The 13,016-nt window shown below is 37.9% G+C and carries 12 protein-coding genes and 1 pseudogene; 6 read left to right on the forward strand and 7 right to left on the reverse strand.

The features are described 5' to 3' along the window. The 3 genes from STRDD10_RS00280 to STRDD10_RS00290 all read right to left on the reverse strand — a co-directional run. Positions 1-1,104 (reverse strand): aminoacyltransferase (locus STRDD10_RS00280; RefSeq protein WP_067192048.1); only part of this gene is annotated, 1,104 nt, incomplete at its 3' end. Next, positions 1,104-1,913 (reverse strand): sugar-phosphatase, encoded by an 810-nt coding sequence (gene yidA / locus STRDD10_RS00285; RefSeq protein ID WP_067192050.1) that lies wholly within the window; start codon positions 1,911-1,913, stop codon positions 1,104-1,106. The genes STRDD10_RS00280 and yidA, both read right to left, overlap by 1 nt. A gap of 1 nt (position 1,914) precedes the next feature. After that, positions 1,915-3,216, reverse strand: a complete 1,302-nt coding sequence (locus tag STRDD10_RS00290; protein WP_067192987.1) for an HD domain-containing protein — start codon at positions 3,214-3,216, stop codon at positions 1,915-1,917. Positions 3,217-3,301: 85 nt separating this feature from the next. On the opposite strand from STRDD10_RS00290, the gene STRDD10_RS00295 reads away from it, so the two are divergent. Beyond that, the gene (locus STRDD10_RS00295; protein ID WP_067192052.1) at positions 3,302-3,814 is read left to right on the forward strand and encodes a YiiX/YebB-like N1pC/P60 family cysteine hydrolase; all 513 of its coding nucleotides are present in this window, start codon (positions 3,302-3,304) and stop codon (positions 3,812-3,814) included. Further along, entirely contained in the window at positions 3,807-4,460 is a 654-nt protein-coding gene (locus tag STRDD10_RS00300) for a DUF1803 domain-containing protein (protein WP_067192055.1), read from the forward strand. The genes STRDD10_RS00295 and STRDD10_RS00300 overlap by 8 nt, the downstream gene beginning before the upstream one ends. Before the next feature lie 58 nt (positions 4,461-4,518). On the opposite strand, the gene STRDD10_RS00305 is transcribed toward STRDD10_RS00300, so the two are convergent. From STRDD10_RS00305 to STRDD10_RS00320, 4 genes are read right to left on the reverse strand one after another with little or no spacing between them, the layout of a single operon-like run. Further along, positions 4,519-5,520, reverse strand: coding sequence for a FecCD family ABC transporter permease (locus STRDD10_RS00305; RefSeq protein WP_067192058.1), 1,002 nt, complete (start codon positions 5,518-5,520; stop codon positions 4,519-4,521). Then, the gene (locus tag STRDD10_RS00310) at positions 5,517-6,545 is read right to left on the reverse strand and encodes a FecCD family ABC transporter permease (protein WP_067192060.1); all 1,029 of its coding nucleotides are present in this window, start codon (positions 6,543-6,545) and stop codon (positions 5,517-5,519) included. Before STRDD10_RS00310 ends, STRDD10_RS00305 begins: the two co-directional genes overlap by 4 nt. 1 nt (position 6,546) lies before the next feature. Next, positions 6,547-7,464, reverse strand: a complete 918-nt coding sequence (locus tag STRDD10_RS00315) for an iron-hydroxamate ABC transporter substrate-binding protein (protein ID WP_067192988.1) — start codon at positions 7,462-7,464, stop codon at positions 6,547-6,549. Then, positions 7,460-8,260, reverse strand: coding sequence for an ABC transporter ATP-binding protein (locus STRDD10_RS00320; RefSeq protein WP_067192061.1), 801 nt, complete (start codon positions 8,258-8,260; stop codon positions 7,460-7,462). The genes STRDD10_RS00315 and STRDD10_RS00320 overlap by 5 nt, the downstream gene beginning before the upstream one ends. A gap of 591 nt (positions 8,261-8,851) precedes the next feature. Between STRDD10_RS00320 and arcA the strand changes: the two genes are divergently transcribed. From arcA to STRDD10_RS11360, 4 genes and pseudogenes are all read left to right on the forward strand, one after another. Beyond that, a complete protein-coding gene (gene arcA / locus STRDD10_RS00325; RefSeq protein ID WP_067192063.1) occupies positions 8,852-10,081 on the forward strand; it encodes an arginine deiminase in 1,230 nt (409 codons plus the stop codon). Between the two features lie 116 nt (positions 10,082-10,197). Continuing rightward, positions 10,198-11,214 carry an ornithine carbamoyltransferase gene (gene argF / locus STRDD10_RS00330; RefSeq protein WP_067192064.1) on the forward strand — a complete coding sequence of 339 codons (1,017 nt, stop codon included), beginning with the start codon at positions 10,198-10,200 and terminating at the stop codon, positions 11,212-11,214. 108 nt (positions 11,215-11,322) lie between these two features. Continuing rightward, complete coding sequence (arcC, locus tag STRDD10_RS00335; RefSeq protein ID WP_067192067.1) at positions 11,323-12,270, forward strand: carbamate kinase; 948 nt, start codon at positions 11,323-11,325, stop codon at positions 12,268-12,270. A 77-nt stretch (positions 12,271-12,347) separates the two neighbouring features. After that, positions 12,348-13,016: pseudogene (locus STRDD10_RS11360) on the forward strand (YfcC family protein); the annotation flags it as partial.

The raw sequence follows: 13,016 nt of genomic DNA on the forward strand, positions 1-13,016 counted from the left end.
GAATTTAGACTTGAAATGGTACAGACCACCATCAAGCTGGTTCTCAATCCCTCCCATATTTTGCCAGTTTGCTCCACGGTCAAAAGCATGCTGGGCTGTTTCATACCAGGTTAAAATAGCAGGCTGGTAACGGCGAAATTCTTCATCCATACCAGCATAAATATTTTCTGAAGTTTTTCCAAATTCGAGGGTTAAGGTACCAGAGAGAGCTACAGTTGTTTCTCCATTGGAGATTTTTCCCTTTAGAAATGTAATTTCTTCATCTAAACGAGCTTTTTCCTCTTGATTATTTTTGATTTTTCCTGCTTTTGTTTTTTCAGTAAATTTTTCTGCTTCCGTTAGATTTTTCTGTAGTTGTTTTTCTAAATCTGAGAGTCTCTTAGTTAAATCTAACCGTGCTAGGGTGATGAAAGAAGTATCTGGATAAGTATGTATGAGTTTTTTATAGTAATCATATCCTCGCAAGTGAATACTTTTTCTATTTTCAGTTTTTTTCATCAGACTAGCAAATTCATCTAGTAATTCCATGCCTCCGAATGTAATTTCTAATCCTTTGTTGCGGGCAGTACGAATTGCCTGTTTAGTGGATTTTGAAAGTTGCTCCTCTGTGAAATCTTCTTTATGGATATTGGCTTGAAAACGAGGCTGAATATTTTCTCCCATGTCCTGGGTCAGCCCAGTCCACTCAACACCATCTGCTTCAAGTTTTTTTATAATGGTGAGTATACTTATATTTGGTGTTTTTTCTTGCCCAATTAGACCTTTGCTTAAAAAGAGGCTAGGATCAAATTTAGCTAAAATAGCTCGTTTTTTCTTAGCTAAACGTTTCACTGTTTCTAGAGTAAATCGAACGAGATCGGTGTCGGTGTAATCCATAATAGGTCCACGTGGGATATAAAACATGCTAAATCCAAGTGGTAAAGGTTGGACAAGAATACTTGCTACGGCTACAAGTTGATTTTCTTTATAGATTCCGAGTCGTTCATTTCCCCAATTGTCTTTAATGTTAGCCCACTTACTGCTCTGTAATAAGTTAGCCTGTGGGTGATTACTGACAAAAGCATCGTGTTCGCTACTTGAAATCCCTAATTTGTATGTATACATTAGTTAAGTACCCATTCGTAAATAGCGTGAGCTACTCCGCTTTCATCATTTGATTTGGTAATATATTTTGCGATTTTTTTAACTTCAGGATTTCCATTTTCCATGACAACAGGATTTCCGACAACTTCAAGCATAGCACGATCGTTTTCTTCGTCACCTATGGCCATGGTCTGCTCGATAGAAATTCCGAGTTGAGCAGCTAAATGTAGGATTGCAGATCCTTTGTTGACGGATTTTTTGACGATTTCAAGATAAAAAGGAGTTGACTTGACGATGGTATAATTGTCATAGAAATGGGGAGGTAGGTTTTTGATGGCAAGATCTAAAATCTCTGGCTCATCGACATACATGCACTTGACGATTTCCTTTCCCTTCATTTCTTCAGGGGTACGGTAAAAAATATCCATGTTGACTAGATTAGACTCATGAACTGTGTAGTGACCGATGTTGCGATTGGCTGTATAGATTCCATCTTTGCTAATGGCGTGCATATGGACATTGAGCTGACGGCTCACATACTCAATTTCTAGATAGTCTTCGTAGGTCAAAGTTTCTTTGATAATCTCTTTACCTGTCGCTGTTTCTTGAACAAGCGCTCCATTAAAGGTTACCACGTAGTTCTCTGGTTCATCAAGTTTAAGTTCTGTTAAAATAGATTTGACCCCTGCTATAGGACGTCCAGTTGCGATTACGATTTTGACTCCTGATTGTTTAGCTGCTTGGACAGCATCAAATACTTCAGGAGTGATTTGCCGGTTACTATTGACAAGGGTACCGTCAATATCGACGGCAACAAGTTTGATAGACATATTATTCTCCGTATTGAAAGTGATCATTGATAATATAGCTGATAAATTGTTCACGAATCTCTGTAAAGAGATGATTGTCAGATAAAATCTCTTTTGGGAAATAAAAACGGTTGTCTCCTTGTAGGCTACCAGATAAGGATTGCACAATCGGAGAAAGGGTTGATAATTCAGCTAGTTCACCGTTTTTTTGAAAGATTTCAATCTGGGTGCGTGGTTTCTCACTGTTAGGGCGATAGACATCATAAGGTAAATCAAAGTTCCGATGGATTGCTGTGTAGTAGTGCGGATCAAATCCGATATCTGAAATGAGGCGTCTCAAAATGTCTAGATGTTTCTCGTTTTCTTTTGTAAAGATAACAGATTTGAAAACTTTTCGGTTGATAAAGCGACTAGCAAGGTCAGATAAAACACGATCTTCACTATGAATCCAAGATTGAAAATAGGTATTCATTACACCATCATCTAAAGCAAGATAATCTTGTAGTGTATAATTCTCTTCAAAAAAAGGCTGAAGAAGTGGACTATTTGTAGTAAAAAAGTCAGGATAGTCCTGATAGAGTTCTTTAGCACGTTGAAGTAGTTTTTGAAGTAGAACTTCTACCGCACGACTGGCTGGGTGAAAATAGACCTGCATATACATCTGATAGCGACTGACGATATAGTCCTCTACAGCATGCATCCCATTGCGATCAAAGGCAATGCCATTTTCGATAGGACGTATGACCCGTAAAATCCTCGTTAAGTCAAATTGACCATAGTTTGTTCCAGTAAAGTAGGAGTCTCTGAGAAGGTAATCCATGCGGTCAACATCAATCTGGCTGGAAATCAGCTGAACCACTTGTTTGTTTGAATAAGTGTGGTTTATTACACTGGCTACTTTTTCAGGAAAATCAGGTGAAACTTGGTTAAGGATTTGGTAAACTTCCGTATCTTCTGAGGTTAGCATACGACATGTCAACTCCTCATGATTTGTCTCAAATAGCTTTTCAAAAGTATGAGAATAGGCACCGTGACCTAAATCATGTAAAAGAGCAGCTACCATAGTAAGGAGTGATTCTTCCTTATCCCATATTTGATTATACTTTTCTTCAAATATTTCAGTTACTCGTCGGGCAATTTCATAAGCACCAAGGCAGTGGGAAAAACGACTGTGTTCTCCCCCATGAAAAGTAAAACTAGAGGTACCTAGTTGTTTAATTCTACGAAGACGTTGGAATTCCTTGCTGTTAATGAGATTGTATATAACAGGGTGACTGACATGAATATAATTGTGAACAGGGTCACGAAATACTTTTTCGACCATGAGACTATTATAACAAAAATTGCCTTTCATTACTAAGAACAGCCTTCTTATAGCCTAAAAAGGAAATATTTGTTACAATAAATAAATGAAAATAAAAGATGTGAAAAATGCAGACTTAATTTTTGTAACGGGTTCTTCAGATATGGATCAAGCTATTCAATCAGCGACAGGTCACTATAGTCATGTTGCTATTTTTTTAGATGGAAAAATCTATCATGTGAGTCAAGAAAAAGGGGTTCATAAGCTGAATTGGGATGAGTTTTATCTAAAGGAAAATAAGTACCATATTTATAGATATTATCAAGCAGATGCAACTAGGATACTAGAAAAAGCAGAGCGTCTTTTGGGGCGACCATACAATCATGGTTTTTCTCCGTTTGGTGAAGGTTATTATTGTTCTCAATTTATCGCGGAGATTTTACCTATTTTTGATAGGGTTGCTATGGAATTTGGTGATGGAATAGAACCGATTAGTCCTTTTTGGCAAGACTATTTTGAAAAGATTCAGCAACCAGTCCCATTAGGACAGAGTGGAACGAATCCTAGCCAACTGTCTGCTTGTCCATATTTAAAATACAAAGGAGTGTTAGATGATTGAAATCATCAATCCAAGTCGATTGTGTCAACAATCGTTTTTTAGGGAACTAGTAGAATTTATCAATAAGAAAAAAGAGGTTACTCTTAGGGAAATTAAACATAAGTTTCCCACGGTGGCGGTAGATAGACGTATGGAGCAGTTTATTAAAGCAGGATTCATCTTACGAGAAAATAGGCGCTATAGTCTTAGTTTACCTTTGTTAGAAGATTTATCATCGGTTTCATTAGACCAAGAAATTTTTATTGATACAACAAATCCTCTGTATGAGGAATTAAAAAAACTCCGTTTTCAAACGGAGTTAAAAAATGGGACGAATCAGGCTATTTTAATCGAGCAAACTGATATTTTCCGCTCACAACGAACGCTGTCTAATTATTTTTACAAGTTGCAAAAACAATATCCTTTGTCAGAGGAGCAGATGGGGCTATATCGAATTTTAGGGGATGTGAATCCAGACTATGCTCTTAAGTATATGACTACTTTTTTACTAAAGTATGTACGAAAGAATGAATTGATGCAAAAAAGGAGAGATATCTTTGTGGATAGCTTAGTAGAACTTGGCTATATTAGTCAAAATCAGTTAGGGAAGTATGAATTACAGATAGAATTTGATCCTGAACAACTTGTTTTTAGAGTCATAAAATAAAATAGACGATTGGATTGTACCTAGAACTGAAGATGAAAAAAGTAGCGAGGAAATCTCGTTACTTTTCTTGATACATGAGATAGAGAAAGTAGGGGGCTCCAAAAATAGAAACCAGAATACCAGTAGGGATATCAGTTCCGACTAAAAAGACCCTTCCCATAGTATCTGAAATAAGAAGAAGCATCATACCTAAGAGGAGAGACAGAGGAATGCTATGTTGGTGTTTAGCGCTTCCAAGTCTTCTGGCGATATGTCCAGCGATTAAGCCAATAAAGGTAATATTACCTACTAAGAGTAGGCTAATAGAAGCTAAACTGGTTGCGAGAAACAAAATGATGATGCGTTCTTTTTTTAGATTGACTCCGAGAGCTAGAGAAGTTTGCTCATTTAGAGTCATGATATTGAGGGTTTGGTAACGACTGGCTGTAAATAGCCATAGTAGAATAAGAATGGGGATTGTGATCCCTAGGGTCTGCCAATCATCACCTGAGATACGTCCACTCAACCAACTGACTATATAGGAAACCTTATATTGATCGATAGTCCCAACAACAGATACCATGATACCTGATAACATGGTTGATATACCAACTCCTGTGATAATGAGGCGTACAGGAGACATTCTTTTTCCAGGACTCTGTGATACTCCGTAAACTAGAAGAATGGTTACAAATCCGCCTGCCATCGCTAAAAATGGTAGAATATAGAGGCTGCTGAGATTCTTTGTTAAATCATAAGAGATAAAAACAGCCATCACCATGCCAGCACCAGCATTGATACCTAAAATACCAGAATCTGCTAAAGGATTTCGTGTGAGGGTTTGCAGAAGGAGTCCACTAAGAGCCAGCGAAGCGCCTCCTATGAGGCAGGCTAAAATTCGAGGCAATCGAATACTAAAGATAATAAATCGTGTTGTTTGACTTGCTTGTCCAAGAATAGAGTGCAACACATCTAATACAGAGAATGGACTATCACCTATCGAAAGCGATAGGATGATAAGGGCGACTAAACAAAACAAAAGCATGCCTAAACTCAGTTTAAATTTCTTATTTGATATCATAATTCCCTCCGACCTCTGATAAGAAAGATAAAACAAGGAAGTCCAAAAATCGCGATGATTGCGTTTAATGGTGTCTCATAGGGAGCGTGGATAATACGACTGATGAAATCAGCCCATAACATAAAGGTACCACCTACTAAAGCAGTTACAGGTAGCAACAAACGATAATCATTTGATAAAAAGAGTTTGACAAAATGAGGGATAATTAAACCAATAAAGGCAAGTGACCCCACAAGGGCTACACTGGAGGCAGACAATAGTACAACTAGGCCTAGTAAAAACATAGTCATAGTAAGGGTTCGTTGCCCCAAAGATTTTGCAACTGTTTCATGTAAGCTAAGAATAGACAGTTGGTGGGAAAAGAGAAAAGAAAGGACTAATCCTATTAAAATGAGAGGCGCAATATAAGCTAACATAGTCCAATTGGTTCCAACCAGTCCTCCCGCTTGCCAGCCGATGATTGCCCCTGATAGCTTGAAGTACAGAGTCACTCCTTGGCCTATAGCAGAAAATAAGGTTGAAATCATAGCTCCAGCCAAAACGAGTCGAAGTTGATTGTAGCCTTTTTTAGGTTGATAAGATAGAGTAAAAACAAGTATACTGGCGACAAGTGAACCTAATAAGCAGACCATTAAGATAAGAGTGTAATGTAGTCCTTTTATAAAGGCTGAAGCAAGAGCTAATGCCATGCCAGCTCCCGTGTTAATACCTAATAGTCCAGGATCTGCAATAGGATTTCGTGTGATTCCCTGCATAATCAATCCCGAGCATGCCATAGCGGCTCCCACCAAGAGTGCTGCAAGCAGACGTGGGAGACGAATGTCCATGATAACGTCTTGTATCTTAGAGTCGGTCAAGGGATTTAGTAATGTGTTAATTAGTTCGGTGTGTTGATACGAAATGGCACCGTAGCGGAGTCCAACATAGATACCAATTAGTAAACATAGAAGGGTGATAAAAACAAGCCAAAAGAGACTTGACTTGTCTTTTTTCCTCTTTTGATGTAATGGGCTTCTGTTTTTCATATTATTTCATTTTTAAGATAGCATCACGAATGGTTGTTAATTCGTATTCGAGCGTCAACGGATCATTGAAGTAGAAGGCATTTGCATCAACTTTTAAAACATGATTTTGCTGAACAGCTGGAATAGATTTCCAAACATCACTCTCATAAAGGCTTGCTCCTGTTTCTTGATCTTCAGCCGCAACCAAGATATAATCAGCTGCGTATTGATCGACAACCTCTTGTGAGATGGACAGATAGCCTGTTTTAAAAACTTCATCTTGAATCTTTTGTGGAGCTTTATAACCGAGTGCTTGGTAGATGACTTCTCCGCCACGGCCCCAATTATTTCCGAAGACATAGATTTCTTTTTGGAAAAGTCCCATAACTGCAAAAGTAGCATCCTCACCTGTAACCGCTTTAAGCTCTTTAGCTGTTTCTTGAGTTTTCTTGTTCCAAGAGTCTAACCAAGCTTGGGCTTGTTTTTCTTTATTGAAGATTTGACCGAAGTCTGTCACTAGTTGTAAATAATCGCGTTTACCGTATTCTACGGAAATAACTGGGGCGATTTCTTTTAATTTATCAATATTTTCTTCAGTAGAACCAACTACGATAAGGTCTGGTTGGAGTGCAGTAATAGCTTCAAGATCGGTACTTGCTACTTCTTTAGCATTTTTTACTTTATCAACAAGAACAGGATTTTTCTTATCATAGGAAGTTACTCCGACTAAGTTAAGGTCGAGCTGAGCAAGATAACCAGTGTTAAAAGAAGCAAGACTAACTACACGTTGAGGGGTTTCAGGAACCTCACCAGAGTAAGTGAACCCTTCAATTGTTGGCATTTTTGAGACTGTGGTAGTAGTAGAAGTCGAATTTGAACTACATGAGGCTAAAAAAAGCCCAACAACAAGAGTTGCTATAACAGCAAAGAGCGATTTAATTTTCATGATTTCTCCTATTTTTTATTAATTGGTAACTAAGTAAGATGGGACGATGGCTAGTTGGGTCAGAAACCAGTTGAGCGTCAATGTCAAAAATTTCTTTTAAGATGGGTTGGGTCATGATATCTTGAACGTGGCCTTGAAAACGGATTTCTCCGGCTTTCATAGCAATTAACTGATCTGAAAAACGTGAAGCGAGATTCAAATCGTGTAGAACCATGACGATGGTCTTATCTTGTGAGGTATTAAGCTCTTGTAAGAGTTCAAGAATCTCCAGTTGGTGATTCATATCAAGATAAGTAGTCGGTTCATCTAAAAAAATAATTTCCGTATCCTGTGCAAGAGCCATGGCAATCCAGACCCTCTGTCTTTGACCTCCCGATAAAGAGTCGACAGTTTGATGAGCATAGGATTTAGTGGATGTAGCTTCCATAGCCCAGTTGATTTTTTCAAGATCTAGTTCTGAAAGTTTTCCAAGATAGGACTGATGCGGGTACCGACCGTACGAGACCAAATCAAAGACGCTAATTCCTTCTGTAGCTTCTAAAACTTGGGGAAGTAGCGCAATTTTTTTAGCTACTTCTTTAGTAGGTAATTTAGCAATATCTTGTCCGTCAAGGATGATATGTCCACTAGAAACGGGGTGAATCCGAGTCATTGCTTTAAGCAATGTAGATTTACCACATCCATTTGCTCCGATGATTGTTGTAATCTTTTTATCTGTAATTTTTGTACTCAAACCACTGATAATCGGTATTTTTTCATAATTTATATGAATATTTTTAGCTTCTAACACAAGCTCCTCCTTTCTAGGGTAGATTGTTTGTCTAACCGTTACTAAGGGAAAAACAAGTAAAAATAGACGATAGTTACCAAATTATACCATAAAAAATTAAAAAAGAAGAGTTTTCAGAAAATTTAATAATTCTCCTTCAAAACCCCTTATAAAGGGAATAATAAGCTAACTAAAAAAGAGAAAAATTATAAAAATTAATGTATGTTTTTATAAAGATCGAGGAACTAGAAAAACTTCCTTGATAACAGCATATCGGATTAGTGATTTCTTTTTTTTAATAGAAAAAGTGAAAACTAATCAAATAATAGTCTTAGAATTTTTAATAAGTTTTTTCAATATTAATTGGTATAAGAAAAAATAAAAAAAGAAAATATAAATTTTAAAAAATAAATATTCATTAAAGAGAAAAAAAGGTATAAAAGCATAGAAGTGTAATATGATAATGTAACAATAAAAAAAATGAAGAAAAAAATGCCAAATATTTCTCATTTACAATGCCAAATATTTCATGAAAACGCTTACTAGTTCTGCTAAAATAAAGTCAGAAAGGGTTGAGGAACCCTCAAAGAAAATTTATAAGGAGGACAGAAGATGTCTGAACGTCCAATTCATGTTTTTTCAGAAATCGGAAAACTGAAAAAAGTCATGTTGCATCGTCCTGGTAAAGAGTTGGAAAACTTGATGCCAGACCACTTGGAGCGACTTTTGTTTGATGATATTCCATTCTTGGAAGATGCACAAAAAGAGCATGATGCTTTTGCACAAGCACTTCGTGATGAAGGAGTAGAAGTCCTTTATCTTGAAAAATTGGTAGCAGAGTCATTTACAAGTCCAGAAATTCGTCAAGAATTTATTGAAGAATATTTGAATGAAGCAAATATTCGTGGTCGCGAAACCAAAAAGGCAATTCGTAAGTATTTGAACGAGATTGAAGATGACCAAGAGTTGGTTGAAAAAACCATGGCTGGTTTCCAAAAGGTTGAACTTCCTGAAATTCCACAAGAAGTAAAAGGCTTGACAGATTTAGTTGAATCTAACTATCCATTTGCTATCGACCCAATGCCAAACCTTTATTTCACTCGTGATCCATTTGCTACAATTGGGAATGCGGTATCATTGAACCATATGTATGCAGATACACGTAATCGTGAAACTTTATATGGTAAATATATCTTCAAATATCACCCAGAATATGCTGGTAAAGTTGACTTAGTATATAATCGTGAAGAAGATACTCGTATCGAAGGTGGCGATGAGCTTGTTCTTTCAAAAGATGTTTTGGCAGTTGGTATCTCTCAACGGACAGATGCAGCATCTATTGAAAAACTTTTGGTAAATATTTTCGAACGAAATGTTGGATTTAAGAAGGTATTGGCCTTTGAATTTGCAAATAGCCGTAAATTCATGCACTTAGATACTGTCTTTACCATGGTTGACTTTGATAAGTTTACTATCCATCCAGAAATTGAGGGTAGCCTTCGAGTTTATTCTGTAACATATGAAAATGAAGAATTGCATATCACTGAAGAAAAAGGTGATTTGGCAGAGCTTCTTGCAGAAAATCTTGGTGTTGAAAAAGTTCACTTGATTCGTTGTGGAGGTGGTAACATCGTATCAGCAGGTCGTGAACAATGGAATGATGGTTCAAATACTCTTACTATCGCTCCAGGTGTTGTAGTTGTCTACGCTCGTAACACTGTAACCAACGCTATCCTAGAAGAATACGGACTTCGTTTGATTAAGATTCGCGGAACGGAATTAGTTCGCGGTCGTGGTGGACCTCGTTGCATGTCTATGCCATTCGAACGTGAAGATATCTAAGATTTCTCACATATAAAAATTAAAAGGATGCTTACTCCTTATCATCTTCCTACCTAATGATAAGGAGTAGTAATTCCTTAAATTAAAAAGAATTTAAAACTAGAAAGAGGAAGTATATGACAAATTCAGTATTTCAAGGAAGAAGCTTTTTGGCTGAAAAAGACTTTACACGTGCAGAGTTGCAGTATTTGATTGGCCTTTCAGCACACTTGAAAGATTTGAAAAAACGCAATATTGATCACCGCTATCTAGCAGGTAAGAACATTGCACTTTTGTTTGAAAAAACTTCAACACGTACTCGTGCAGCCTTTACAACGGCAGCAATCGACCTTGGAGCTCATCCAGAATATCTAGGTGCTAACGACATTCAACTTGGTAAAAAAGAATCTACAGAAGATACTGCTAAAGTTTTAGGTCGTATGTTCGATGGTATCGAATTCCGTGGATTTAGTCAACGCATGGTTGAAGAATTGGCTGAATTCTCAGGTGTTCCAGTATGGAATGGTTTGACTGACGAATGGCACCCAACTCAAATGCTTGCAGACTACTTGACTGTTCAAGAAAACTTTGGACGCCTTGAAGGTTTGACACTTGTGTACTGTGGTGACGGACGTAACAACGTTGCAAATAGCCTTCTTGTAACAGGTGCTATCCTTGGTGTGAACGTACACATCTTCTCACCAAAAGAACTCTTCCCAGAACAAGAAATTGTTGAATTGGCAGAAGGATTCGCAAAAGAAAGTGGCGCTCATATCTTAATCACTGAAGATGCTGACGAAGCTGTGAAAGGTGCAGATGTACTTTACACTGACGTTTGGGTATCTATGGGTGAAGAAGACAAATTTGCAGAACGTGTTGCCCTTTTGAAACCTTACCAAGTAAACATGGAATTGGTTAAGAAAGCTGATAACGAAGACTTGATCTTCTTGCACTGCTTGCCAGCTTTCCACGACACAAACACTGTTTATGGTAAAGATGTTGCTGAAAAATTCGGCGTAGAAGAAATGGAAGTTACTGACGAAGTGTTCCGCAGCAAATACGCTCGCCACTTTGATCAAGCGGAAAACCGTATGCATACCATTAAAGCCGTTATGGCTGCAACACTTGGAAATCTATACATTCCAAAAGTGTAATCTCCTTAAGAATATTAAAAATAATAAAATAATTGACAAACAGCTTAGGGGCTGAGACTAGAAGCTTTAGTCCAGCTCCTTTTATTTTAAAAGAAAGAAGGATACTATATGGCAAATAGAAAAATTGTTGTCGCATTAGGTGGAAATGCGATCCTTTCATCGGACCCTTCAGCGAAAGCACAACAAGAGGCATTGGTGGAAACAGCTAAACACCTTGTGAAATTAATCAAAAATGGAGATGATTTGATTATTACTCACGGAAATGGTCCACAAGTTGGAAACCTCCTGCTTCAACACTTGGCAGCTGATTCTGAAAAGAACCCTGCTTTCCCATTGGACTCATTGGTTGCAATGACAGAAGGAAGCATTGGTTTTTGGCTTCAAAATGCTCTTCAAAATGCCCTTCTTGAAGAAGGAATTGAAAAAGATGTGGCCTCAGTTGTGACACAAGTAGTTGTAGATAAAAACGACCCAGCCTTTGTCAACCTCAGCAAACCAATCGGTCCATTCTACTCAGAAGAAGAAGCAAAAGCAGAAGCTGAAAAATCTGGAGCAACCTTCAAAGAAGATGCTGGTCGTGGTTGGCGGAAAGTCGTTGCTTCACCAAAACCAGTGGATATCAAAGAAATTAATACTATCCGTACTTTGTTAAATGATGGTCAAGTTGTTGTGGCTGCTGGTGGCGGTGGTATTCCAGTAATCAAAGAAGCTGATGGTAGTTTGACTGGTGTTGAAGCAGTTATCGATAAAGATTTTGCATCACAACGTTTGGCTGAATTGGTAGAAGCTGATCTCTTCATCGTATTGACCGGTGTAGACTATGTCTTTGTGAACTACAACAAACCAGATCAAGAAAAATTGGAACATGTCAATGTCGCTCAATTGGAAGAGTACATCAAACAAGATCAATTTGCACCAGGAAGCATGCTTCCTAAAGTAGAAGCTGCCATCGCTTTTGTCAATGGACGTCCAGAAGGAAAAGCTGTTATTACCTCGCTTGAAAATCTGGGTGCACTAATTGAAAGCGAAAGTGGAACAATTATTGAAAAAGGATAAGTAACAGACTTTCTCTACACTGCTTTTCTTTCCATGTAGAGAAAGGGGAAGCCTCTTTTTAAAGGGGGAGGAAGAAAATGACTGAAAAAACAAAAAAAGGATTTAAAATGCCGTCTTCTTATTCGGTATTGATTATCATTATTGCCTTGATGGCGATACTTACTTGGATTATCCCGGCAGGTGCTTTTGTTGATGGAGTCTATCAAGCACAACCACAAAATCCACAAGGGATTTGGGATGTCTTGATGGCACCAATTCGTGCGATGTTAGGTACGAGTCCTGCTGAAGGTTCCTTGATAAAGGCTACAAGTGCGGCGATTGATGTTGCATTCTTTATCCTCATGGTTGGGGCATTTTTAGGAGTTGTTAATAAAACTGGGGCACTTGATGTGGGTATTGCTTCAATTGTGAAGAAATACAAGGGCCGTGAAAAAATGCTCATTATCGTATTGATGCCACTATTTGCTCTTGGTGGTACAACTTATGGTATGGGTGAAGAAACAATGGCCTTCTATCCTCTATTAGTACCAGTTATGATGGCTGTTGGTTTTGACAGTTTGACAGGTGTTGCCATCATTCTTCTTGGTTCTCAAATCGGATGTTTAGCATCTACTCTAAATCCATTTGCGACTGGGATTGCGTCTGCTACTGCAGGAGTTGGTACTGGAGATGGAATTTTCCTACGTTTGATTTTCTGGTTTGTTTTGACCGTATTAAGTACTTGGTTCGTCTACCAGTATGCAGAT

The organism is Streptococcus sp. DD10 (genome assembly GCF_001578805.1).
Classification (GTDB): domain Bacteria; phylum Bacillota; class Bacilli; order Lactobacillales; family Streptococcaceae; genus Streptococcus.